Annotated in this window: 17 protein-coding genes; 9 read left to right on the top strand and 8 right to left on the bottom strand. The window is 60.7% G+C overall.

Annotated features, from left to right (window positions below; all coding sequences use genetic code 11):
• Window positions 1-116: 116 nt before the first annotated feature.
• The 5 genes from MIH19_RS10405 to MIH19_RS10385 form a co-directional block, all read right to left on the bottom strand.
• Window positions 117-494, bottom strand: coding sequence for a hypothetical protein (locus tag MIH19_RS10405; protein WP_249008790.1), 378 nt, complete (start codon window positions 492-494; stop codon window positions 117-119).
• Window positions 495-532: 38 nt separating this feature from the next.
• Entirely contained in the window at window positions 533-697 is a 165-nt protein-coding gene (locus MIH19_RS10400) for a DUF3096 domain-containing protein (protein ID WP_249008789.1), read from the bottom strand.
• Window positions 698-742: 45 nt separating this feature from the next.
• Window positions 743-2,086, bottom strand: coding sequence for an AcvB/VirJ family lysyl-phosphatidylglycerol hydrolase (locus MIH19_RS10395; RefSeq protein WP_249008788.1), 1,344 nt, complete (start codon window positions 2,084-2,086; stop codon window positions 743-745).
• Window positions 2,083-4,632 carry a bifunctional lysylphosphatidylglycerol flippase/synthetase MprF gene (mprF, locus tag MIH19_RS10390; RefSeq protein ID WP_249008787.1) on the bottom strand — a complete coding sequence of 850 codons (2,550 nt, stop codon included), beginning with the start codon at window positions 4,630-4,632 and terminating at the stop codon, window positions 2,083-2,085. Before mprF ends, MIH19_RS10395 begins: the two co-directional genes overlap by 4 nt.
• 262 nt (window positions 4,633-4,894) lie before the next feature.
• Window positions 4,895-5,701: a VTT domain-containing protein gene (locus tag MIH19_RS10385; protein WP_249008786.1), complete on the bottom strand. Its 807-nt coding sequence runs from the start codon at window positions 5,699-5,701 to the stop codon at window positions 4,895-4,897.
• Window positions 5,702-5,910: 209 nt separating this feature from the next.
• On the opposite strand from MIH19_RS10385, the gene MIH19_RS10380 reads away from it, so the two are divergent.
• Genes MIH19_RS10380 through MIH19_RS10340 form a run of 9 tightly spaced genes read left to right on the top strand, consistent with a single transcriptional unit; the run spans window position 5,911 to window position 20,268 of the window.
• On the top strand, window positions 5,911-9,732 hold the full coding sequence (locus MIH19_RS10380) for a hypothetical protein (RefSeq protein ID WP_249008785.1): 3,822 nt from the start codon (window positions 5,911-5,913) through the stop codon (window positions 9,730-9,732).
• 51 nt (window positions 9,733-9,783) lie between these two features.
• Window positions 9,784-10,809 (top strand): phosphogluconate dehydrogenase (NAD(+)-dependent, decarboxylating), encoded by a 1,026-nt coding sequence (gnd, locus tag MIH19_RS10375; protein WP_249008784.1) that lies wholly within the window; start codon window positions 9,784-9,786, stop codon window positions 10,807-10,809.
• Window positions 10,806-12,281 carry a glucose-6-phosphate dehydrogenase gene (gene zwf / locus MIH19_RS10370; RefSeq protein ID WP_249008783.1) on the top strand — a complete coding sequence of 492 codons (1,476 nt, stop codon included), beginning with the start codon at window positions 10,806-10,808 and terminating at the stop codon, window positions 12,279-12,281. Before gnd ends, zwf begins: the two co-directional genes overlap by 4 nt.
• Window positions 12,278-12,976: an HAD family hydrolase gene (locus MIH19_RS10365; RefSeq protein ID WP_249008782.1), complete on the top strand. Its 699-nt coding sequence runs from the start codon at window positions 12,278-12,280 to the stop codon at window positions 12,974-12,976. Before zwf ends, MIH19_RS10365 begins: the two co-directional genes overlap by 4 nt.
• Window positions 12,976-14,067, top strand: coding sequence for a transaldolase (gene tal / locus MIH19_RS10360; RefSeq protein ID WP_249008781.1), 1,092 nt, complete (start codon window positions 12,976-12,978; stop codon window positions 14,065-14,067). The genes MIH19_RS10365 and tal overlap by 1 nt, the downstream gene beginning before the upstream one ends.
• Window positions 14,064-15,746, top strand: a complete 1,683-nt coding sequence (gene pgi, locus MIH19_RS10355; protein ID WP_249008780.1) for a glucose-6-phosphate isomerase — start codon at window positions 14,064-14,066, stop codon at window positions 15,744-15,746. The genes tal and pgi overlap by 4 nt, the downstream gene beginning before the upstream one ends.
• A 19-nt stretch (window positions 15,747-15,765) precedes the next feature.
• On the top strand, window positions 15,766-17,409 hold the full coding sequence (gene pgm / locus MIH19_RS10350) for a phosphoglucomutase (alpha-D-glucose-1,6-bisphosphate-dependent) (RefSeq protein WP_249008982.1): 1,644 nt from the start codon (window positions 15,766-15,768) through the stop codon (window positions 17,407-17,409).
• Window positions 17,406-18,722 carry a glucoamylase family protein gene (locus MIH19_RS10345; protein ID WP_249008779.1) on the top strand — a complete coding sequence of 439 codons (1,317 nt, stop codon included), beginning with the start codon at window positions 17,406-17,408 and terminating at the stop codon, window positions 18,720-18,722. Before pgm ends, MIH19_RS10345 begins: the two co-directional genes overlap by 4 nt.
• A gap of 22 nt (window positions 18,723-18,744) precedes the next feature.
• Entirely contained in the window at window positions 18,745-20,268 is a 1,524-nt protein-coding gene (locus tag MIH19_RS10340) for a mercuric reductase (RefSeq protein WP_249008778.1), read from the top strand.
• Between the two features lie 3 nt (window positions 20,269-20,271).
• Here the strand turns inward: MIH19_RS10340 and tkt are convergent, their stop codons facing one another.
• The 3 genes from tkt to nuoM all read right to left on the bottom strand — a co-directional run bounded on the left by tkt (window position 20,272) and on the right by nuoM (window position 25,431).
• Window positions 20,272-22,338, bottom strand: a complete 2,067-nt coding sequence (gene tkt, locus MIH19_RS10335; RefSeq protein ID WP_249008777.1) for a transketolase — start codon at window positions 22,336-22,338, stop codon at window positions 20,272-20,274.
• 79 nt (window positions 22,339-22,417) lie between these two features.
• Entirely contained in the window at window positions 22,418-23,860 is a 1,443-nt protein-coding gene (gene nuoN / locus MIH19_RS10330) for an NADH-quinone oxidoreductase subunit NuoN (RefSeq protein WP_249008776.1), read from the bottom strand.
• The gene (gene nuoM / locus MIH19_RS10325; RefSeq protein ID WP_249008775.1) at window positions 23,860-25,431 is read right to left on the bottom strand and encodes an NADH-quinone oxidoreductase subunit M; all 1,572 of its coding nucleotides are present in this window, start codon (window positions 25,429-25,431) and stop codon (window positions 23,860-23,862) included. The genes nuoN and nuoM overlap by 1 nt, the downstream gene beginning before the upstream one ends.
• Window positions 25,432-25,461 lie beyond the last annotated feature (30 nt).

The following is a 25,461-nucleotide window of genomic DNA, read 5'->3' as shown; positions in this document are numbered from 1 at the left end:
AATATGAGTATCTAACTCGTTACCCCCTACGCAACCCGCGTGCTGAATACTTCGGCGATGAGTTCTCAGCCCCGGTCGAGCCAAGTATGGCTGTGGTCAGCCAGCCAGAACCTGCGCTATGAGGTCGCATGCGCCGCAATCGTCTTTGGACGCTGAAGAATCAGTACCACCGGCAGCATGGCAAGGGCCGCGATCCCGGTTAGCCAGAAAGCATCCTGAAAAGCTAGCATGCTGGCCTGCTGCGTGACCTGTGCGGCCAGTTCGCTCGCCCCTACGCTTGACTGTGGATCAATGCCCAGAGGAAGCAGATAGGCGCCGACCGCCGGGCCTAATATTGGCGCCACGACCACCCCCAACCCGAACAGTGCCATCGCCTCGGTCAGAGCCGCCGTGACACTCACCAGCCTCGCGCCACAGCCACGTTCGACCCGCTCGCGCCTGCACTCTGGGTCGCCAGATCGAACTGCGCCTGAGCGGTAATGCCGCCATCCCAACTAGGATCAGCACCTTGACATGCTTCATTGCGTTGGCCCTATATGCCTCCCATCCCCGTGCCCATGAAATGCGGCACCAAGCCCGCCAATCCGATCAGGATAAGATAGATCGCCACCACGTAATTCAGTAACCGCGGAATGAACAGAATCAGAATTCCTGCGATAAGTGCTAAAACAGGCTGGATAATCAACATATTAATCATTTCATCATCTCCTGAGTTTCCGTCTCTTCACGTTTTGATAGACGGCTATTGGGCTCCACGCAGAATGCGCTGCGCCAGAGCATCATAATTTCCGTCAAAATGATGCCCGCCTTGGGTCTCGATCCGCTCGGCGCGATCGAAAACACCCGCGGTGCAAGCGGTATCTTCTTCGTCTATACCGTAAAAACACTGCACTTTTCGAAGGTCGAGCTTCTCCACTTCCGGTAATACGGGTAGCTCGTCGTCGCTCGTGCGGCCCAGCAGTTGATCAGTAACATGGATACCGAAAACTGCATTCTGCGCCATTCCGAGCAGAGAGATGCGCGCGATTTGCATCTGAAGATCCTCGGGCAAACGATTGACGGCAAAAGGCATAATGTCGGCACCGAAGGAATAACCGACCAGTATCACCCGCGGCCGCCCCCACGCTGTCTGGTAATGACGCAGGATGGCAGCAAGATCAGTGGCGATCTGTTCCGGCGTCTTTTCGCGCCAGAAGTAACGCAGGGAGTCGACACCGACCACCGGAACGCCCAGGCTTTGCATGCGTTCGCCGATGGTCTTGTCGAGATCCCGCCAACCGCCGTCACCCGACCAAATCACCACCATTAGATTTCCGTCGTTCTTGACGGGCAACTCAATGAGAGGCAACTTCGCCAACGCCGCGTCACCGCCACCTACTGACGGGACAAAGGCGGCCTGCAACAGCCGATCGAAGCGTTCGGTCAGACCTGAATTTCGCGGCGCAGTGACCCACTCGGCGCCAGCCATGCCATGAACAAAGTTCTGCGCCGGCTCCCGTTGATCCCCAGACGACAACAAGCGCCACCACCCGTTCAAAGCCAACGTGGGCGCGTAGGTGAAACCGCCCCCGGCTGCCGGTGTTGATGCGGCACCGGGGCACAGCGGCACCTTGGTGTCGAGACGGGACAACAGGCCGTCGCTTGCCGCACCTGCAATCGTCGCTGCCGGTGACTGGGCCAGTGCGGCATAAACCAAAGTCGCCGCCATCCCGGTACCCGCCAGAATCGGCGCGTGATAGCGCTCGGTACCCAGTTCGGTCTGGAGTCGATAGCTCGTATCCTCGATCTCGCTGATCAGATAGTGGCAACCGTCATCGCTTTTTCGCAGCGCGTCGAGATAGCTCGGCAGGGGCACCTTAAGCACGACAGCACCCTTGCTCTGCCAGGTTTGGGCCACCTCGTCCAGGTCGGTGTTCCAGCCGGTTGTATCGGAGAATAGAAAAATGACGTTATTCGGCTCGCCCTCAGGTGCCAGATAGGCAACCTCGCCCATCCGCCCTGCCTCAATCGTCGTCTCCTGAGGCTGGCAAGCCGCCACGAGCGTCAGTATCGACAGTGCACCAGCAAAAAACTTTCTTTTGCTCATTGGCTTATCAACCCTCTCATGCCGCCGCTAATGATCAACGCCGTGTCACCTAACGTTAGCGCCATCTCGATCCCGGGGCGCGCCGCCAGATAACGGGGGCGCCAAACCGGGTCAAACTTCTCTTTGTAGGCGTGCAAGCCCTGAAAATTGTAGAAGTGTTCAGCATGACGAAATACCAGCGCCCCCGCTCGGGACAACCTGGGTGCCAGCGCTCGCGCTTCCAGCCCCGACATCGGCGCCATGCCCAAGTCGAATTCCGCATAGCCTTGCTGTCGTCCCCACAGCATCAGCTCAATGAACAAGAGATCCATCACCCCATGGGGCGCGTCCTCAACATAGCGCATTAGATCAATGGATAACTCGCGGCAATCCGGTGTTGTCCAGAGGTTAGCGAAGGCCACGATGCGCCCTTCAAGGCGCAGTAGCGCGACGGGGAAACGGCGAATGTAGTCGGCATTAAAACGTCCGAGGGAGAACCCCTTCTCTTTAGCGTTTTTGTTGCCCAACCATTGATCTGAAATCGTCCGCAAATCGTTGATGATGGCAGGTACTTCCGCTTTAGCCACGACCGTGAAAACGAGTTTATCGCGTTGACCACGGTTCCAGGTCTGGCGCAACTTGGCCTTGGCCGGACCTTGCAGATCGAACTGTCCGAGCGGCACATAGGCCTGCTCGCCAAGCTTCTGGAAGGCCAGGCCCACCTCTGCCAGCATCGGCATAGCGTCTGGCGTAATCTGATAGAACGCCGGTCGTCCACCATGTCGATGACAGGCTTCCACGAAAGACCACACCAGGTTCCGTCGCTCATTCTGACGGCCAACCGGCTCCCCCATCGCGATCCAACTGACGCCCTGAATGCCGAACATAATGAAGCTTTCGCCACTGGGGCTGTACAGCAAGTACTTGTCGCCGAGCAGTGCCAGCGAGGCGGAGCTACCTAACCCGTCGGCATGTTGAATCACGCCTTCAGCCCGGGTCAGGTCGTCGGCCTCTGGCAAGGTGAACAGCGCGGGTGCGGGACGCAGAACCAGCCGCAGCGCCACGATTGCCAACACCAGAACGACACCGACACTTGCCCGCAAAAAACGCGGCGCGTCCTCATCAAGCATGAAGGACCACCATAGATCGTTGACGTAATCGACGTGACGGTAGGCGAAAAAGCCAAGCCACAAACAGGCGGCTACGCCCGCCGCACTGGTTACCAACCAGCTGGGGGATGGAGTCAAGGCGAGCAGCCGGGTCTTACGATCAAAGGCGCGACGACATGGCAGCAGGATTACCAAGGTGACCGTTAGCCCTAACGCCTCTTCGTAATCCGCTCCCTTCAGCAGCGAAAAGAGAATTCCAGCAGCCAGAAAGCCACACGCCAGAAGCCATGCGGCGTCGATACGGCGGCGTAGCCCATCGGCGACCAATAGCAACGCCACCCCCACCAGGCTGCCAAAGAAATGCGACAACTCGATCACGCCAAGAGGAACAATAGCGTTCAACCAACCAACCCGTGATTCAATGCTGGGCGTCGCCCCCGAAACAAGCAGCAGCAAGCCCGAGACGAACACCAGAACCGCGAACAACGAGGGCGCCAGGGGCAGGCTCCAGGTCATCAAGCCCCGGCCGGAGTGGCGTAGCGCGTGTCCCGCAAACAATAGACCGGCCAGGCCAAGCGGCAAAAGATAATAGATAACGCGATAAGTCACCAAGGCCGCCACCGTGCTGGCATTGGCTTCGTGAGGCACGGCGAGCAGAATAACCGCGTCGAAAACGCCTATCCCGCCGGGTACATTACTGATCAGGCCAACGGTGTTAGCGATGATATAAAGACCCAAAAAGCCCAAAGGACCAAATCCCACCGAATCCGGTAACAACACGTAGAGTGCGAGCGCCGCGAAGGCATGGTCAATGAGCGACACGGCGATCTGACCAGTCGCAATTGGCAGGCTCGGCACCGCCAAGGTGTGGTCGCGCCAGGTCAGTTTCACAACCTTCAACGCCGCCAGCACCAACCACCCCAGAGGTATCAGCAGCACAACCACGCCGAAAAGCGGTCCGAACCAACCTGGCAAACCCACCAGCCCCGCCAGACGCTGGCCTTCGCCGATGGCGGCAATCCCCAGAATGGTCGATATCCCCAAAACTGTGGTCAGAGCAACGAAGCCTATGATCTTTGCAATCTCCGCAGCACTCAACCCCCAGCCTCCATAGAGTTTGTAACGCACAGCACCCCCGCTGAGCACGCCGAAGCCAACGTTGTTCGCCAGCGCGTAAGCCGTAAAAGAGGCCAGAACGATACGGCGATGAGTGAAGGGGCGCTCGATCCAGCGCAGCGCCAACCGGTCGTAGGCGATAAGGGTAAAATAACTGCCCGCCGTGGCAGCAACGGCAAGCAGAATAAGGCCCGGCGGCGTGGCAGCGATCTGCGCCAAGATGATGCGCAAATCAAGGTGCGCCAGTTCCCGATGAATGAACCAGATTGCCAATCCGAACAACACCAGCCCGATCAGCACCGGCCAGGCTATGGCCGACTTGCTCAACCCATTATTTGACATGCCCTATTGGCCTTTTTTTTCGAGTAGGATGCGAATAAAAAACTGCTGCGTATTCAATTTAAAGAAAAGACGACACATACCCACCGTGCACCACACTGTTATTACCATAATCATAGAAGATTAAAGTTTTCAGAAACTTTAAAATAATGAAAGAAACAGATTTAAATTGGCTGACAAAAAGAAAGGAATAATCGATTTAATGGTTCAATAAATTCGTAGGTAAACGTAAGGCAACGCCAAGTCAGTATCAAACGGCTATTATTCAGGGCTTGGGCTTGGGCTTGGGCTTGGGCTTGAGCTTGGGCGCAGTATTGTTGGTTGCAACAGCAGACGCGCTTGCTTCGACCTGTGATGCGGCTTCCACGACAGCCTTGTGCGCTATCTTCGCAACGACTGCGACGACGATAACGGTCACAACGAAGCCTGCGAAAATGACAAAGTCGTGCAGGTTTAGCCCGCCTTTGTCACGCCCAACCATCTGTGCCGCGTGCTGTCCGGCATAACCGAAATACACTTCAATCACTGCGTGCGGCACTAGGGCAAAGCAGGAGAGTAAAAACGTTGAAAAACGCACACCCGTTGCGCCAAGCATGTAGCTGATGGTTGCCGGGTTCAGCGGAGTCAGTCGCAATAGCACCTGAAGCTTAAATTCGTTGGTGAGAACCGCCTGCTGAATCGCGCGTAATGAAGGCCGGGATTCCAGCACCGTCGCAATCCTGTTACGCAAGAACCATCGCGATAAAGCGTATTGAAAGCTCGCTGCGATAAAAGTGCCCACCATTACGGCACCCAGCCCCCAGGCAAAACCGAACAGCACGCCGGCCGTCATCGCCAAGACCGATTCGGGTACCAGCAACGACGTCGCGATAACAAAAAGCACGATGAACGCCGTAATTCCCCACACACCGAGATGAGCAATCCAGGCTTCGATTGCGGCGACGTGGTGAACCAGATCGACACTAGCAATCACAGCGGCGACGAGAAACACACCCCCGATGATATACACAAGTACGGTGCGTGATCGAGCCCGCGCAAATAGCCTGCCCAGTGCCGTGTTGGTGCTCATCATTAACATTTCCATTCGGTGTTATCGGATAGAGTGCACTTTAACAGCTACGATCGTCGTCCACCCACGGAATGCTGTGATGTCCCTGTTTGCCGCAACATTAATCCACACCGGGCGTGGTTTGTGCGCCAGCGTACCGACCAACACCTTAAATGGCGCATACTCTTTGAGCTAACTGTTTACCGCCACCGTATTGCGAGGTCGGTCCAATCATGGCTGAGCTTCAACTTCTGTCTAACGGTTCGTATCACCTCATGGTCACTGAGTCGGGTCATGGAACCAGCTTTTGGGAGGGCCTGGCGGTCACGCGGTGGTGCGCAGACGCGACGCTCGACCTCTGCGGCACGCGCCTCCATGTGCGGGGCGATGCAGCGCCAGGCAGAGGGCTGAAAGGAACCGCCGGACATGACTTTCGCGACGGCCGTTCCAGCGTCTGGGCGCATGACGAAACCCTTGAGACCCGCAGTGAATTCGCGGTTTCGTTGGACGAGCCGGTGGAATTGCGCCGTGTTGTTTTTACCAATATTTCTACAAGACGCCTGACGCTCAGCGCGACCAGCTATGCGGAAATTGTGCTGAGCCCGCCGGCAACCGACTCTGCGCACCCGGCGTTCAGCAAGCTTTTCATTGAAACCGAATTTTATCGGCCGTTACAAGCGATCATCGCAACCCGGCGGCCAAGCGCGCCCGCCGACCCCACGCCTTGGTTCTTTCACACGGCGTTGGTGGGCGGCGCGGCGGCCGGAACCATGACGTTCGAGACCGATCGCATGCGTTTCATCGGGCGCGGCCGCGACGCGGGCAATCCGCAGGCCTTGGAAGATGGTGCCTCACTATCGGGCACCGTGGGCCCCGTGCTCGACGCGGTGGCCGCCATCCGTGTCCCATTCGTTCTCGAAGCGGGTGGGTCAATCACCATCGACTGGCTGACCGGTGTCGCGACCACGCGCGAGGCCTGCGTAGCGCTGGTACAAAAAGTTCGGAAGGCCCAAGCAGCAAGACAGATTCTGCAACAGGCTGGCGCATATCGCCGAGCCCTGCTGCGCAGGCTCGGCGCACACGACGCTGACGCAGTGCTCTACCAGCGCATGGCGGTATCGGTTGCCTACGGCACAGCCGGGCTGCGTGCAAACGCCGACGTTATCGAGAAAAACCGACGTGGACAGTCGGGACTTTGGGGCTTTGGCATCTCGGGCGATGTACCTGTTGTACTGCTGGCTCTGACCGGCCCGAAATTAACGATAGCCATTCAACAGATGGTGCGCGCGCACGCCTACTGGGCCGCGTTCGGTCTGCGCAGCGAACTGGCCGTGCTGTGCACGCCGTCAACCTCGACCGACGATGAACCGCGGCTCTTTGATCGGGCCCGGCAGGAGGTTGACGCGGGACCCGGAGCGGCCCTTATTGGCAAACCCGGCGGGATCTTCGTGCTCGACGGCACAACGCTCGACGAGGGTGATCGCATCCTGTTGCAAAGCGTCGCGAGAATCGTCATCACCGACGCCAACGAGCTTAGCGCACCACTCGCGCTTCACTTCACCGATGCAACACCCGGCCCCGGCTACGAACCCGAGCAGGCGCCGGCACTCGCGGTCGCAAACCACCCCCTACCCGATAACCTGTTCGCTTTCAACGGCTACGGCGGCTTCACGCCCGACGGCCGCGAATACGTCATCACCACGTCAGCGACGCGCATGACGCCCGCCCCCTGGGTCAACGTGATTGCCAACCCCGACTTCGGCACCGTGGTGTCAGAGAGCGGCAGCGCAACTACCTGGAGCGAGAACGCCCACGAATTCCGCTTGACACCCTGGTCCAACGACCCGGTGAGCGACCCCAACACGGAAGCGCTCTACATCCGTGACAACGTCAGCGGCCGGGCCTGGTCACCGACGCTGCTGCCCAGGCCCGGCGCCGGCGCGTACACCATCCACCACGGTTTCGGCTACAGCTTATTCAAACACACTGAAGACGACATCGAGTCCGAATTGCGCATCTACGTCGCGATCGACAGCCCGGTCAAGTTCTCGGTTCTGCGCTTACGCAACCAATCAGATCGACCGCGCCAGCTGGCGGTCACCGGTTACGTCGACTGGGTGCTCGGCGACGAACGCGCGAAGACAAAAATGCACGTGGTGACGGAGGTTGACGCGCAGACCGGTGCGTTATTCGCGCGCAACGCTTACAACACCGACTTCGAAGGTCGCACCGCGTTTTTCGATGTCCATACCGACGGCGTTAATTCCACGACCGAGGTCTGCGGCGACCGAGCCGGCTTCTTTGGCACAGCAGGCAGTCTGGCTGCACCGGCCGCACTGTCGCAGGCGCACCTGTCGGGCCGGGTCGGCGCCGCGCTCGACCCGTGTGCGGTCCTGCGCGTCGGCGTTGACTTGGCACCGGGACAAACGCACGTTTTGGTGTTCAAACTCGGTGCGGGCAAGACCGCTGACGAGGCGCGTGACTTGGTAAGCCGCTGGCGCCGGCCCCGCGCGGCAGACGAGGCGCTCGACGCCGTGAACGCGTTTTGGCATCACACACTGGGCGCGGTTCAGGTGCAGACGCCCGATCCGACGCTGAATGTGCTGGCCAACGGCTGGCTGCTGTATCAGGTGATCGCATCGCGGCTGTGGGGCCGCACCGGCTTCTATCAATCCAGCGGCGCATTTGGTTTTCGCGACCAGCTCCAGGATGTGATGACGCTGGTCCATGCCGCGCCGGTCCTGGTGCGTGAGCACCTGCTGCGCACCGCCTCACGCCAGTTCATAGAAGGCGATGCCCAGCACTGGTGGCATCCACCTTCCGGCAAGGGAGTGCGTACGCGCTGCGCCGACGATTTTCTGTGGCTGCCGCTGACGATCTGTCGCTATGTCGAAACCACCGGCGACACCGGCGTTCTTGACGAGACTTGCGCCTTTCTGCAAAGCCGACTATTAAGAGAAGACGAGATGTCGAATTACGAACGGCCGGATGTATCGGACGAAGTCGCAAGCCTTTATGAACACGGTGTACGAGCGATCCGCCGGGGTCTGACGCAAGGGGTTCACGGCCTGCCGTTGATGGGTTCGTGCGACTGGAACGACGGTATGAACCTGGTGGGCGCCGGTGGCCGTGGTGAAAGCGTCTGGATGGGTTTCTTCCTGTACGAAGTACTCACGCGCTTCGCGCCGCTGGCACGGGCGCATGGCGAGCTCGATTTTGCCGAGCTGTGCGAACACCAGGCTCGGGAGCTACGCTCGCGCACTGAGGCCTCGGCCTGGGACGGTGCCTGGTACCAGCGCGCCTGGTTCGACGATGGCAGCGTGCTCGGTTCTACCACGAACGCCGAATGTCAGATCGACTCGATTGCGCAGAGCTGGTCGGTCTTGTCCGGCGCAGCACCTGCCGAGCGCGCGCAGCGCGCAATGTCCTCACTCGATGAGCGGCTCGTACACCGTGACACCAAACTCGTGCAATTGCTCGACCCGCCGTTTAATACCAGCACGCCATCGCCCGGCTACATTCAGGGCTACGTGCCAGGCGTGCGCGAGAATGGCGGCCAATACACCCACGCGGCGGTGTGGGCAGCGATGGCCTTCGCGGCACTCGGCGACGCCAAGCGCGCATGGGAATTGTTCGCTCTGCTGAACCCGCTGAACCACACGGCGGACGTTGCGGCCGTTACCACCTACAAAGTGGAACCCTATGTGCTCGCAGGTGACGTTTACACCAACCCGGCACACGTCGGGCGCGGCGGTTGGGCCTGGTACACCGGGTCGGCTGGGTGGATGTTTCAGTTGATCAGTGAGTCGTTGCTCGGTTTGCAACGCTGCGGCAACCAACTGCGCATGCGCCCTCTCCTGCCGCCGCACTGGATGACGTTCGATATGCAATACCGTTTCGGCGCTTCGCGCTACGACATCACCTGTCGCCGCGCCGAAGCTGCAACTACTACGAGCGTTGTCCTAGATGGCGCCGAAATTGACGGTGGCTCTTTCACACTCGTCGATGACGGTCAGGTGCACTTGGTCATCGTGAACCTGCCTCAAAGCAATTGATCGCTAAGGCTGTATATCGAAAAAAAGACCGAAAGAAAACCGGAGAACAACATGCAACTCGGAATGATCGGACTGGGACGGATGGGGGCCAGCATGGCGCGACGCCTGATGGCCAATGGGCACACGTGCGTCGTTCATGATACGCAACCCGATGCGGTCGCCGCCTTGTGCGCGCAAGGCGCCACTGGCGCAAGCTCGCCGGAGGAGCTCGTGGCCAAACTGGCCCGCCCGCGGGCGCTGTGGCTAATGGTGCCGGCCGCCATCGTCGATCAGGCTCTCGAACAGCTAGCGCCACATCTGGATTCGGGCGATATCGTCATCGACGGCGGCAATTCCTATTACCGCGACGACGTTCGACGCGCAAAAAGCCTGTTCGAGACAGGCATACACTACTTGGATGTCGGCACCAGCGGTGGCGTCGCCGGTGAAGATCGCGGCTACTGCCTAATGATCGGCGGCGAAAAGCCTGTCGTCGAACACCTGACACCGATCTTCTCTGCGCTGGCACCCGGCGTTGGAAAGGCACCGCGCACGCCCGGGCGCAGCGGCGCAAACGCACCGGCAGAAGAAGGTTTTCTGCATTGTGGCCCGTCGGGCGCGGGCCATTTTGTCAAGATGGTTCACAACGGCATCGAGTACGGCATCATGGCGGCCTATGCCGAAGGCCTGAACATCTTGCGTAGCGCCAACATCGGCCAACAAGAACAAACCAGCGATGCGGAAACCACACCACTGCGCGACCCCGAGTTCTACCGCTATGAGATGAATCTGCCCGAGATTGCCGAGGTCTGGCGCCGCGGCAGCGTGATCGGCTCGTGGCTGCTCGATCTTACCGCCGGCGCGCTGCTGCAGGATCCGCAGCTCGAAGCCTTCGACGGCCGTGTTTCAGATTCGGGTGAAGGTCGCTGGACTCTCCAGGCGGCGATCGACGAGGGGGTACCTACGCCAGTGCTCAGCGCGGCTTTGCACGAGCGTCTCGCGTCTCGCGGAGAGGCAGACTTTGCTAACCAGTTGCTGTCGGCGATGCGCCACGCCTTCGGCGGCCATATCGAGAAGCTACAGGACGGCTCGCGATGAACGCCACCGATGGCACCGGAGCGAGCGCAGATCGGTCGCATTCCGACGCCTTGGTGATCTTCGGCTTCAGCGGCGATCTTGCCAGCAAGAAAATCTTCCCTGCGCTCTACGCCATGGTGAAGAAAGGCTCACTCACAGTGCCAGTGCTCGGCGTGGCATCATCTAAGTGGAGCGTTGACGAATGGCACAGCCACGTACGCGACAGCCTGCTGCACGAAGATCATGCCGGCGGCATCGATGACCCCGCCGCATTTGATCGTCTGATCGCGCTGCTCAATTACGTCAGCGGCGACTACAATAATGCCGCCACCTTCACCGCTTTAAAGGTGGCACTTGATGGCGCGCAGCGGCCAGCGTTTTACCTCGCGATCCCCCCCTCGCTGTTCGCCATCGTGATCCAGAGCCTGGGCCACGCGGGCCTGGCACAGGACGCGCGGGTCATCGTCGAGAAACCCTTCGGTCGCGATCTCGCATCCGCGCGCGAATTGAACGCCGTGGCGCAGGCTGTCTTTCCCGAGTCATCGATCTTCCGCATCGACCACTACTTGGGGAAGGAGGCGATCATGAATATCCTGTACTTTCGCTTCGCGAATTCGTTTCTCGAACCGGTTTGGAATCGCCACCACATCGCCAGCGTGCAGGTGACGCTGGCCGAGGACTTCGGGGTGGGTGGGCGCGGCGCCTTTTACGAAAGCGCTGGCTGCCTGCGCGACGTGATCGAAAACCATCTGTTCCAGATCGTCGCGATGCTGGCAATGGAGCCGCCGGCCTTCCAAGGGTTCGAAGCCGTGCACAGCGCTAAATCAAGCGTGCTTAGCGCGATGCAGCCGCTTAAGCCTGGTGATCTGGTACGCGGCCAATACATCGGTTACCGCGATGAAAAAGGCGTCGCCAACGACTCCGATGTCGAAACATTCTGCGCGCTGCGCCTGTTCATTAACTCGTGGCGCTGGGCCGGCGTTCCTTGGTACCTGCGCGCCGGCAAGCAGCTACCGCGTTCGGTGGTTGAGGTTCAGGTGCAGATGCAGCCACCGCCACAATGTTTGTTCGACGATTCGGGGCCGGCCGCTGGCCGCGCCAACTACTTCCGCTTTCGTTTGCAGCCCGAGGCCAGCATTGCGCTGGCAGCGCGCATCAAACGCCCGGGCAAAAAGTTCGTTGGCGTTCAGCGTGAGCTATATTTGGGGGGGAGAGATGGCGAAGAAGAGCCGGGTGCGATGTCCACTTACGAACGCCTGCTCGGTGACGCGATGGCAGGCGACGGCGCGCTGTTCACCGACGCGAACGCGGTGATGGCGGCCTGGACAGTGGTTGAGCCAGTCCTGACCGAGCATGGCCCCGCACTGTCGTATGAAGCCGGGAGCTGGGGCCCGATCGCAGCCGACATGCTGATCGCCGATGACGGTGGCTGGCACGACCCCGCAACTGACGCACCGACTCAGAACGACAAGCCCGAACGAGGTCCGCAATGACGGCCGACCGGGTCTTTCTGCTCGACGTCGACAACACCTTGCTCGACGGCGACCGCATCGTCAGCGACCTGCGCGAGCACTTGCAGCGCGAGTTCGGCGCCGCCTGCGCGCAGCGCTATTGGACAATTTTTGACGGCATGCGCGAAGAACTCGGCTATGTCGATTACCTGGGCGCCTTGCAACGCTACCGAATTGACGTCGAACAGGGCAGTTTCGACGAACAGCGTCTGCTGCTGATGTCGTCATTTCTGATCGATTACCCGTTCGCCGATCGACTGTATCCGCGCACCCTGGAGGTTATCAGACACTTGGATCAGTTCGGGCAGACGGTGATCCTGACCGACGGCGACGTGGTGTTCCAGCCGCGCAAACTGCAGCGCTCGGGCTTGTGGGACGCCGTAGAGGGTCGTGCGCTGGTGTACGTGCACAAGGAACAAGTGCTGGACGCCGTACACCGCCACTATCCGGCACGCCACTACGTGATGGTCGACGACAAGCTGCGCATCCTCACGGCTATGAAGGCAATCTGGCAGCAGCGGCTTACCACCATCTTTCCACGCCAGGGTCATTACGCTCTGGACCCGGCCGTGGTTGCCAGCCAGCCAGCTGCCGACATCACCATCGAGCACATCGGCGAACTCGCAGATCTCGATCTCCTGCAATTGATCAAGCCGCGCGCGAACAAGGAGGCATGATGAACACCAACACCCGAAAACTGCACGATCTGGGCCAGAGCCTGTGGGTCGATAACATCAGCCGCGAAATGCTCGAAACGGGCACCCTGGCGCGCTACATCGCCGACTGGTCGGTGACCGGCTTGACGTCAAATCCGACGATCTTCGAACACGCGATTGGTCACGGCAGCTTCTACGATGAAGCGATAAAGCGCCTGGCGCGACGCAGCGAATCCGTAGAGGATCTGTTCTTTGCGCTCGCGCTGGAGGATCTGACCGCTGCGGCCGATCTGTTTCGTCCGGTCTTTGATGCCACCGGCGGGCTTGACGGCTGGGTCTCTCTCGAAGTGTCACCTTTGTTGGCCGACAACGCCGCCAGCACCATCCAGGCCGCAGCCCGGTTGCATACCGCGGCCAACCGGCCAAATCTCTTTATTAAAATACCCGGCACAGCCGCCGGGGCCGAAGCCATCGAAGAATCGATCTTCGCCGGTGTGCCGGTGAACGTGACATTGCTGTTCTCGCAAGAACAGTACCTGGCGGCGGCCGAGGCCTACATGCGTGGCATCGAACGCCGTATCGAGGCGGGTTTAGACCCAAACGTACGCTCTGTGGCCTCAATATTCGTCAGCCGCTGGGACGTGGCCGTGCAGGACGACGTCGCGCCAGTCTTCCACAATCGCCTGGGCATTGCGGTCGCCATGGGCGCCTACAAAGCCTATCGCAATTTGCTCGCGTCGCCGCGCTGGTTGCAACTTGCTGAAGCGGGCGCACGGCCGCAGCGGCTGCTGTGGGCGAGTACTGGAACCAAGGACCCTACCGCACCGGACACGCTGTACGTCGAGGCGCTGGCGGCGCCTGACACCATCAACACGATTCCCGAAAAGACCCTGCATGCCTTTGCCGATCACGGCGAGGTGAGCGCCACGCTGCCAATCGATGGGGGCTACGCCGAGGTGGAGTTGAAAGTGTTCAGGCGCGAGGGCATCGACGACAAAGCCCTGGCCGCTCGTTTGCAGCGCGAGGGCGCCGATGCTTTTGCCGCATCGTGGCAGGCACTGCTTGCGCGCATCACCGAAAAGCGCACCAGCCTGACCGGGAGCGACACATGAGCGCCCGCCAAGGCGCGACATCACGCGCCACTCCAAGCTCGCCAACGTTGCAGCCGGCGTGGAAGGCACTCGTGGCCCACCATAGGAAAATTGGCCACACTCATCTGCATGATCTGTTCGCGACCGACGCGCAGCGCGGCCAACAATTCTCACTTGAAGCGGCCGGCCTGTATCTTGACTATTCGAAGAACCGCATCGACGGGGAAACGTTGCAGCTACTGACCGCACTCGCCACCGACTGTGGTCTGACCGAGCGTATTGAAGCCATGTTCCGTGGCGACCTGATCAACACCACCGAGAAGCGCTCTGTGCTGCACGTCGCGCTGCGTGCACCGGCTAACGACAAGCTCTTCGTCGATGGCGTCGACGTGGTCGCCGAGGTGCAGGCGATGCTGCAGCGTATGGCGACATTTGCCGACGCCGTGCGCAGCGGCGGCTGGCTCGGCCACACCGGTAAGCGTATTCGTAACGTCATCAGCATCGGCATCGGCGGCTCTGATCTGGGGCCGGTGATGGCTTATGAAGCCTTGCGTCATTATAGCCAGCGCGATCTAACGCTGCGTTTTGTTTCCAACGTCGACGGCACCGATCTGGTTGAGGCAACACGCGATCTTGACGCCGCCGAAACGCTTTTCATCGTCTGCTCGAAGACCTTCACCACGCAGGAGACACTGACCAACGCGCGTGCGGCGCGCGAGTGGAGTGTCAACCAGCTCGGCGCCGACAAAGCTGTCGCGCGGCATTTCGCCGCTGTCTCCGCTAATGCTCAAGAAGTGGCGCAGTTCGGTATTGTCGCCGAAAACATGTTCGGCTTCTGGGATTGGGTGGGCGGCCGCTACTCGATGGACTCGGCGATTGGTCTGTCGACGATGATCGCCATCGGCCCGCAGCACTTTCGCGACTTGCTGGCCGGTTTCCACGCGATGGATCAACACTTTCACCAGGCGCCGATTGAGGCGAATATGCCCGCCTTGCTCGGGCTACTGGCGATCTGGAACAACAACTTTCTCGGCGCGGCAACCACCGCGGTGTTGCCGTACGAGCAGTACCTGAAGCGTTTTCCGGCGTACCTGCAGCAGCTGACAATGGAAAGCAACGGCAAGCATGTGACTCAGACCGGCCAGCGCGTCGACGTCGACACCGCACCCATCCTCTGGGGTGAGCCCGGAACCAACGGCCAACATTCGTTCTATCAGTTGCTGCACCAGGGTACTCGCTTGGTGCCGTGCGACTTTATCGGCTTCTGCCAGGGCCTGAACCCGCTTGGCGATCAGCACGAATTGCTGATCGCCAACCTGTTTGCGCAGAGCGAGGCGCTGGCGTTCGGTAAGAACGCGGCATCCGTGGCGGCCGAGGGCATCCCATCCGAGCAGGTGCCGCACCATGTTTTCGAAGGTAATCGGCCGAGCAACACGATCCTGGCCGAACAATTGACGCCTAAAATTCTGGGCGCGCTGATCGCGCTTTACGAGCACAGCGTGTTCACGCAGGGCGTGATCTGGGGCATCGATTCGTTCGACCAATGGGGAGTCGAACTCGGCAAAGTACTGGCGCAGCGTGTGTTGCCCGAGCTCGATAGCGCGAACACCACACCACTCAACCACGACAGTTCAACCAACGCGCTGATCCGGCGTTATCGGCGCCGACATTCGGCCAATACGCCTGCAACCCAACCCTGAGGAGCCAACGATGCCCACTATGATCAGCCCTCTGGCCGGCAAACCGGCGACCCGCTCACTGCTCGTCGACGTGCCTTGCCTGGTCAGTGCGTATTACACCGGCGTGCCCGACCCAACGGTGCCGGCGCAGCGTGTTGCCTTCGGCACTTCCGGCCATCGCGGCTCGTCGTTCGAGTGCTCGTTCAACGAATGGCACGTGCTGGCAATTACCCAGGCGATCTGCGAATACCGCCAGAGCCAGCACATCAGCGGACCGCTGTTTCTAGGCATCGACACCCATGCCCTGTCGCAGCCGGCCTGCGCGAGTGCGCTCGAAGTGTTGGCCGCCCACGGCGTTGATGTAATGCTGGCGACGGACGACGAGTACACGCCGACACCGGCCATCTCCCACGCCATTCTGACCCATAATCGGGGACGAAGCTCGGGGCTGGCCGACGGTATTGTGGTGACGCCGTCGCACAACCCGCCCGACAACGGCGGCTTCAAGTACAACCCACCGAACGGCGGCCCGGCCGGGACCGACATCACGGCCGGCATCGAGGCCGCCGCAAACCGCTTTCTGGAAGCCGGGCTGACGGGGGTCAAGCGCGTACCTTACGCGCGGGCACTGCGCGCCTCGACCACGCACCGCTACGACTTCCTCAACGCCTACGTTGCCGATCTCGACAGCGTGATCGACTTCGACGTTATCCGCGACGCCAAGATTCGCATCGGCGTTGATCCACTCGGCGGTGCCGGCGTGCACTACTGGGCGCGCATCGCCGAGCAACACCGGCTTGACCTTACCGTGGTCAGCGACGTGGTCGACCCAACCTTCGGTTTCATGACGGTCGACTGGGACGGCCAGATCCGCATGGATCCGTCGTCAACCTATGCAATGCGGCGGCTAGAGGGCATGAAGGACAACTTCGACATCGCATTCGCCTGTGATACCGACCACGACCGCCACGGCATTGTTACGCCCGCAGCTGGCCTGATGCCACCGAATCATTACCTCGCGGTGGCCATCGACTATCTGTTCAGACACCGCCTGGCGTGGGGCGCACACGCTGCGATCGGCAAGACGGTGGTCAGCACGAGTCTGATTGACCGCGTCGCAGCAAGGCTGGATCGCAAATTGTACGAAGTGCCGGTCGGCTTCAAGTGGTTTGCGCCCGGGCTACTGGACAGCTCGCTTGGCTTTGGCGGCGAGGAAAGTGCCGGCGCCAGCTTCTTGCGCCGCGACGGCAAGGTCTGGACCACCGACAAAGACGGCCTGGTGCCGGCACTGCTGGCCGCCGAGATCACGGCGCGTTGCGGGCAGAACCCAGCCCAGGCCTATGTGCAGCTGACTCAACAGCTTGGCGAGCCGGTTGCTGATCGCGTTGAGGCGCCAGCAACGGCGGCGCAGAAGACACAACTCGCGGCGCTCACGCCAACCAGCATCAGTGCGCACGACCTGGCCGGCGAAGCGATCACCGCTGTGCTCGATCACGCCCCGGGCAACGCTGCGGCCATTGGCGGCATAAAGGTTGTCACCAAAAACGGCTGGTTCGCGGCGCGGCCGTCGGGTACCGAAGACATCTACAAGATTTACGCCGAGAGTTTTAACGGCAGCGAGCACCTGCAACGCATCCTGAAAGAGGCGCAGACAATCGTCGATAAGGCGATTGCATCACCATGAATACACGCCCGGTGAACCGCGCGCAGTCACCACAGCCGCCGTCGGACGACGCACTACTCGAACAACTGCAACGCGCTGCGTTTGCCTACTTTCAAACGGCCTATAACCCTACCAACGGCCTAGTGGCCGACACCAACCACGAGGGCGCACCGTGCAGTATCGCGGTGATCGGCTTCGCGCTGTCGGTTTATCCGGTGGGCGTCGAACGGGGTTGGATGGAACGCGCCGACGCAGTGCAGCGCACGCTGGTGACGCTGCGCTTTCTGATGGCCAGCGACCAGTCGGGAAGCGCACGGGCGACGGGCTACCGCGGCTTCTATTTTCACTTTCTCGATATGCACAGCGGCACGCGCGTCTGGCACTCGGAAGTTTCGCTCATCGACACCGGGTTCCTGATAGCCGGGGTGCTGACGGCGGCGGCTTACTTCGACGCCGACGAACCGGATGAAAGCGAACTGCGGCGACTAGCCGACGCGTTGTACTGCCGCGTTGACTGGTGCTGGGCACAGCGCGAGGGCGGCGCGGTGACGCACGGCTGGAAGCCCGAGTGTGGCTTTCTCAATTACGGCTGGGAAGGCTACAGCGAGGCGATTCTGCTCTATGCGCTGGGCCTGGGCTCACCGACCCATAGGCTGACCGACGAGAGCTTCAGCGCATGGACCGTGACCTACCAATGGGAGAACCTATACGGATACGAGTTTTTGTACGCCGGACCGTTGTTTATCCATCAGTTCTCGCACGCGTGGATTGACTTTCGCGGCATCCGCGACGCCTTCATGCGCGAGAAAAACTGTGACTACTTCGAGAACAGCCGCCGCGCCACCTATGTGCAGCGCGAGTACGCGATCCGCAATCCGGGCAGCTTTGTCGACTATGGTGCGAATTGCTGGGGCCTGTCGGCCGGCGACGGGCCCCAGGCGAGCGCGCGCCGCATCGCCGGCCGGTGCCAGACATTCTACGGCTATGCGGCCCGTGGCGTGCCCTACGGCCCGGACGATGGCACGCTCTGCGGCTCGTCGACGCTGTCGTCACTGGTCTTCGCACCCGAACTCGTGCTGCCCGCGCTGCGGGCGCTCTGGCTGCGCTCCAACGGCGATCACGCCAGCTTTGCCCGCGCCAGTGGCTTCAACCCGACACTGGTTGAGTCCGGCCCGAACGGCTGGATTTCGGAGGGTGAATTCGGCCTCGACCAAGGGATGATCGTGTTGATGATCGAGAACTACCGCAGCGGCCTACCGTGGCGATTGGGCCGCGCCAATCCGTTCGTGCGCACCGGGCTGCGCCGCGCGGGCTTCAAAGGCGGCTGGCTGTAGCCGGCCGGTCAGGGTAATAACAATGTTCCATTCCTACCCACTGCCGAACCCTTTGCACGTTGTGGCCGACGACAATGAATTCGGTCTCAACAGTCGTCCGGCGGGCTGGCGCAATCCACAGCCGCGAGAGCCTTACCACCTGCTGGTGATTGGTGCGGGGCCGGCCGGCCTGGTCGCCGCCCGCGCCGCCGCCGCTCTGGGCGCGCGCGTGGCACTCGTCGAACGGCATTTGTTGGGCGGCCTCTCCCTGAACTACGGCTGCGTGCCATCACAGGCGCTGATCCGCTCCTCGCGCCTGTATGCCGAAATGCGCAATGCCGAGGTCTACGGTGTGCGTACGCCGCAAGCCATCGAGGTCGACTTTCAGCTGGCAATGGAGCGAATGCGCCGCATTCGTGCTCGCGCCGGCCGCGTCGACTCGGCACGGCATGTGGCCGCAGCCGGCGTTGACCTGTTCTTCGGCTCGGCGCGTTTCGTCAATAGCGACGCCGTCGACGTCGACGGCGTGCGCCTACGATTCAAAAAAGCGCTGATTGCCACCGGATCGCGCTCGTTACTGCCGACGATTCCGGGCCTCGATGATGCCGGCTACCTGACGAACGAGACCTTGTTCGATATAACGGCATTGCCGAAGAGCCTGCTGGTTATTGGTGGCGGCCCGGTGGGCTGCCAGGTGGCACAGGCACTGTGCCGCTTCGGCTGTCGCACCATCATTGCCCATGCCGAGCCGCTGTTCCTGCCAAAAGAAGAACGCGATGCCGCCCAGTTACTGGCCGATGCACTCGCGCGCGACGGCGTTGAGACCCATCTGAACACCAAAGCGGTCAACGTGCGTGTCGAAGGCGGCAAGAAACTCGTCGAGACGATCAACGATGGCAACGTCGCGACAATCGAGGTCGATGAAATCCTCACCGGTATCGGCCGTTTGCCAGCCATTGCAGGCCTGAACCTTGAAGCCGCCGGGGTCGACTACGATCCTGACCGTGGCATCGTGGTCGACGACTTCCTGCGAACCACGAACCGGCTTATCTTCGCCGCTGGCGACGCTTGCCTGGAACATATGTTCACCGATACCGCCGAGGCTTCCGCGCGCATTGTGGTGCGCAACGCGCTGTGTTTCGGCCGCGTGCGCTTGAGTGCGCTGACCATTCCCTGGTGCACTTACACCGACCCAGAAATTGCCCATGTCGGTCTGTATGTGCGGCAGGCACGCGAGCGCGGCATCCCGGTGAAAACCTATACAGTGCCGCTGCACGAGATCGACAGAGCTCTCACCGACAGTGAGGAGAATGGCTTTGTGAAAATCCATGTGCAAGACGGCAGCGACAAGATCCTGGGCGCGACCGTGGTGGCACGCCATGCCGGCGAAATGATCAACAGCCTGTCGCTCGCGATGGTCGCCGGCATCGGCCTCTCGACCATCGCGCAGGTTATCCACGCCTACCCAACACAGGCCGAGGGCATCAGAAAAGCGGCGATGGCCCACTCCAATACCCCGCCGCCTCGATGGATGGCATTGCTTAGACGGTGGTGGTTCACTCGTTGACTATCACGGTGTCTGGACCAATGCCTTGGCCCGGGCATAGACAATGTCGGTTGTGAACCCGTATTCGCTCATCAGCACGTCGGCGGGCGCCGATGCACCGAAGCGATCGACACCCAGCACGTCGCCCTGATCGCCAACGTAGCGATGCCAGCCTTGCGAGGCCCCGAGTTCCACGGCCAGCCGGGCGTGCACATCCGGCGGCAACACCTCGTCGCGGTAGCTGCGGGGTTGCGCGTCGAACAGATCCCAGCTCGGCATCGACACGCAGCGCACGGCGATGCCTTCGGCCTGCAGGCGTTCGGCGGCGGCCAGAATCAAGCCAACTTCCGAACCGCTGGCCAGCAGGATCAGATCAGGCGCGCTGGCATTTTTATCGGCCGCGATCAGCTCCGCCAAGACATAGGCGCCCCGCCGCAAACCTTCGGCGCTGGCATATAAGCTGCGGTCCAATGTGGGCAAGTCTTGCCGTGAAAGCACCAACAGCACCGGACGACCCCGGGTTTCGACCGCCACCTTCCACGCCACCGCGGTCTCATTGGCATCGGCCGGCCGGATTAACGTGAGATTTGGCATCGCGCGCAGGCTGGCGAGCTGTTCGACGGGTTGGTGCGTCGGACCGTCTTCGCCGAGCGCAATGCTGTCATGGGTGAACACATGCACCACGTGCAAGCCCATCAGCGCAGCCAGGCGGATAGCCGGGCGCATGTAGTCGGAGAAAATGAGGAAGGTCGAGCCAAATGCAAGGTAGCCGCCGTGCGCCGCCAGACCGTTGACGACAGCGCCCATCGCATGCTCGCGCACGCCGAAATGCAGGTTGCGGCCAGTGCAGCTCCAGCCACCCGCGTCACTGCCCTGCGAGTCTTCGCCTTCGCGGATGGGTGGGTTGAAGGTGCCCTGCCCCTTCAACGCGGTGTGGGTCGACGGGTCCAGGTCGGCCGAGCCGCCGAACAGAGCGGGCAGGCGCGACGCAATCGCGTTCATTACCTGCCCACCCGCGACACGGCTCGCCATACCTTTGTCGTCGGTGGCGAAAACAGGGATATTGGCATCCCAACCCGCAGGCAAATCACCCCGCAGGCGGCCTTGCAGTTCGGCAGCCTGGGCCGGAAAGGCTTCGGCGTAGGCGCACCAGCGCGTGTCCCAGTCGGCTTCGGCCTTCGCGCCCTGCTCCAACGCCCGGCGAAAATGCGCCAGTGCCGGCGCTGGCACCAGGAACAGCGGATCAAGCGGCCAACCCAGCGTATCCTTAGTGCGTTTGATGTCTTCAACTCCCAGCGCTGAACCATGGGCCTTAAAACTGTCCTGTTCCGGTGAGCCGAAGCCGATGTGGGTGCGCACCAGAATCAGAGACGGACGCGTACTCTCGGCCTGCGCCGCATCCAGTGCAGCGTGTATCGCGTTCAGGTCGTTGCCATCGTCGACCACCAGTGTGTGCCAACCGTAGGCCTGGAATCGCCGCGCACAGTCTTCGCTAAAAGCGATGTCGGTGCCTGCTGACAGCGTGACACGGTTATCGTCGTACAGGCACACCAGTTTGCCCAATTGCAGGTGCCCGGCCAGCGACGCGGCCTCGGAGGCCACACCTTCCATCAAGTCACCGTCACTGACAATGGCCCAGGTGCGGTGGTCAATAGGCAGATGGCCGTCGCGGTTGTAGCACGCCGCCAGATGCGCTTCGGCAATCGCCATGCCAACGGCATTCGCCAGACCCTGGCCCAGCGGGCCTGTGGTGATCTCGACGCCCGGCGTATGACCGCGCTCCGGATGCCCGGGCGCCTTACTACCCCATTGCCGAAACTGTTTCAGGTCGTCCAGCGACAGGTCATAACCGGTCACGTGCAACAAGCTGTAGAGCAGCGCAGAGCCATGTCCTGCGGAGAGCACGAACCGGTCGCGATCGGGCCAGTGCGGGTTGGCCGGGTGGTGCTTCAGGTGACCGGTCCACAGGGCATAGGCCATCGTGGCCGCTCCCAGCGGCAGGCCGGGATGCCCGCTGTTGGCCTGTTGAATCATGTCAACTGACAGGAACCGGAGCGTGTTGATGCATTCAAGATCGAGCGAGCTGGACATAGCGGGCCTCACGGGTGGTTTGGGTCGCCATGAGCCGGTACGTTCAGCTCATGGTCATTGCGCCAGGCTAAAATGCTCCTTAGGGCATACCTATCCCGCTAAGAAGTCGAGCAAGCTCTATCATCGGCGTCGGATAGATTCCCAGGAATATCACCAACCCCGCAACACCCAGCACCACCAGCCCACCGGCGCGCACGCCCCAATCATCGGAGGCGTCGCGACGCCGCATTCCCGGTTGTGCCATAAACAGTGTGATCGTAACTCTCAAGTAGTAGTACAACCCGATGGCGCTACCCAAGAGGATGCCGCCCACTAGCCACCAACGCTCGGATTCAACGCCCAGGGCGATGAGATAGAACTTGCCGATGAAGCCGACGGTCGCGGGAATGCCGGCCAGTGACAGCATGGCAACGGTCAGCACGGCGGTCAGGTAAGGGCGCCGCCAGAACAGGCCGCGATAGTAGTGCAGTGCCGCTGCATCTTCGCCGCCGGCAGTGTTGGAAACCAGGATGACCACGCCAAACGCCGCTAAAGTGCTCAGCACGTAGGTAATCAGGTAAACACCGCCCGTTTCCGCGGCCAGGCCGTCCGCGACCACCAGCACGGTCAACAGATAACCGAAGTGAGCAATCGACGAATAGCCCAAAATGCGCTTTAGATTGGATTGCGTCAGCGCCAACAGGTTGCCCACCAGCATGCTGGCCAGTGCCAACACGGTGAGCACTGCGCGCAGCCACTCACTTTGCAGAACGGGCGTCGATAGCATCAGCCGCATTAACAGCGCGAATACCGCCACCTTGCTGGCGGTGGCCAGAAAGGTTGTCGCCGGCCCCGGGCCACCCTCGTAAACGTCCGGGGTCCATAAATGAAAGGGCACCACCGACAGCTTGAAACCCAGCCCTACCAGCATCAAGCCAATTCCAGCAAGGCCCCATACACCCTCGCTCTGGTTCAGGCTTGCCATCAACACATCAATTCGTAACTCACCGGTCTGCGCATAAAGCAGCGCCATACCGAACAGTAAAAAGGCGCTGGCGGCGGCCGAAAGAATCAAGTATTTGATGCCGGCTTCAAGAGAGCGTTGCTCATGGAAAGCATACGCCAGCATTCCGTAGAGCGGCATAGACAGCAGCTCCAGACCAATGAACAGACTGGCCAGGTGCCGACTTGCTGCCAGTACCATGCCCCCAGCGGCCGCGCACAACAACAATACATAGAACTCTTCACGGCGTTCGTGAAAAGACTCAAGGTAGGCATGAGACAAAATCGCGCAGGCCAGGGTCGACGCCAGAATTAATAGCCCGGCCAATAACGCAAGCCCATCGAACTCGAGCAGCAGTGTGTGCAGGGGGATCACTCGCCAGGCAAATGCCTGAGCGACCAGGGCTAACCCAAGACCTAAAACGCTGACCGCCACCGTCACGGTGTGGTCGCGGCGCCAAGCAATGCCAAGCAGCACTGCAACAGCCGTTGCGGCCACCATAATCAATGGCAGATAAGCGGTAATCACAGCAAAGGGCATCAGCGCGCCTCCGGCATCAGCGGAATGACCGCACCCGGCGCGGCCTGGACGCCCAGCACCAAGGCGCCCGGGGGCTCGAACAACCGCTGCACCTCGTGCATCGCGGCGGCGGTGGTATCAAGCACTGGCTGGGGGTAAATGCCAAGCCATAGCAGCAGTGCAACGATGCTCAGCATCATGGCAAATTCGCGGGCATCAAGCCCCTTCAACGGTGTTTTGCTGCGGGGCGGGCCGTAGTGCACGCGCTGCATCAGGATCAGCGAATAGATTGCGGCCAGCACCAGACCAACGCTGGCGATCACCACCACCCAAGGTGCTGTAGGAAAAGTGCCGAACAGCACCATAAACTCACCGACGAAATTGGCTGTGGCCGGTATGCCCAGCGAAGCGGCGATAAAGAACAGCCAGAACCCCGGCAGACTCCCTAGCCGTCCCCACAGACCGCCCATTTTGCCCAGCTCACGCGTATTTAGGCGCTCGTAAAGCTGCCCGCTGAGAACAAACAATCCAGCTGCAGAAAAGGCGTGGGCCAGCATCAATATCACCACGCCCTGCAACGCCAGCGTAGAGCCAGAATAAATACCGATCAGCACGAACCCCATGTGGGCGATACTGGTATAAGCAATGAAGCGTTTAACGTTCTGCTGTCCGCAAGCCAACACCGCACCGTAGTAGACACCTAATAACCCAAGCCCCATGGCGATGGGCGCAAACGCCTTTGAGGCCTCTGGAAAGAGCGGCAAGGCGAAACGCATCATGCCGTAGGCGGCGGTTTTGAGAAGTATACCTGCCAGGTCGACGCTACCGGCAGTAGGTGCCTGAGCGTGGGCATCCGGCAGCCAACCGTGCAGCGGCACCACGGGTAGCTTGACGGCAAAGGCGATAAAGAAACCGAGCATCAACCACCGGGAAAGCGTGGGCGATAACTCTGTCTCCAGCAGTACCTGGTAACTGAATGAATACTCGCCGGTAGTGGCATGGTTGGCAAACACCAGCCCCAGAATAGAGACCAGCATCAGCAGCCCGCTGGCCTGGGTATAAATGAAAAACTTGGTAGCCGCGCCAATGCGGGTTATGCCCTTCGAACCACTATGGCCCCACAGAGCAATCAGGAAGTACATTGGTACCAGCATCAGCTCCCAGAAGAAGAAGAACAGAAACAGGTCGATAGCCAGAAACACCCCGATAACACCGCTGAGAATCCAAAGCAGGTTAAGATGAAAGAAGCCAACTCTTCGCACGATTTCTTTCCACGAACACAGCACCGCCAACACGCCTAAAAAGGCGGTCAGAGCGATCAGCACCAGCGAGAGCCCATCCATGGCAAGATGAAAGTCAATGCCAAACCGCTCAATCCAGACCACCCGATACTCCAGCGCCCACTGGGTCGCCGCGCCATCTAATGTTGGTAACTGAAAGTCGAGCTGGGTCCATAGCCAAAGCGAAATCGATAGCTCGGCCAGCATGGTGGCAAGCGCGATCCAGCGCGGCGGTTTGTCGCCGAACCGCTCCATTTGCCAGCACAAGAGCCCTCCAATAAAAGGGATCACGATTAACCACACCAGTATCATAAACGTTGGATCTCCTTATCTGGATTTTGC

The sequence above is a fragment of the Marinobacter sp. M1C genome, from assembly GCF_023314135.1.
Classification (GTDB): domain Bacteria; phylum Pseudomonadota; class Gammaproteobacteria; order Pseudomonadales; family Oleiphilaceae; genus Marinobacter.
This window is presented reverse-complemented; position numbering and strand designations above follow the sequence as displayed.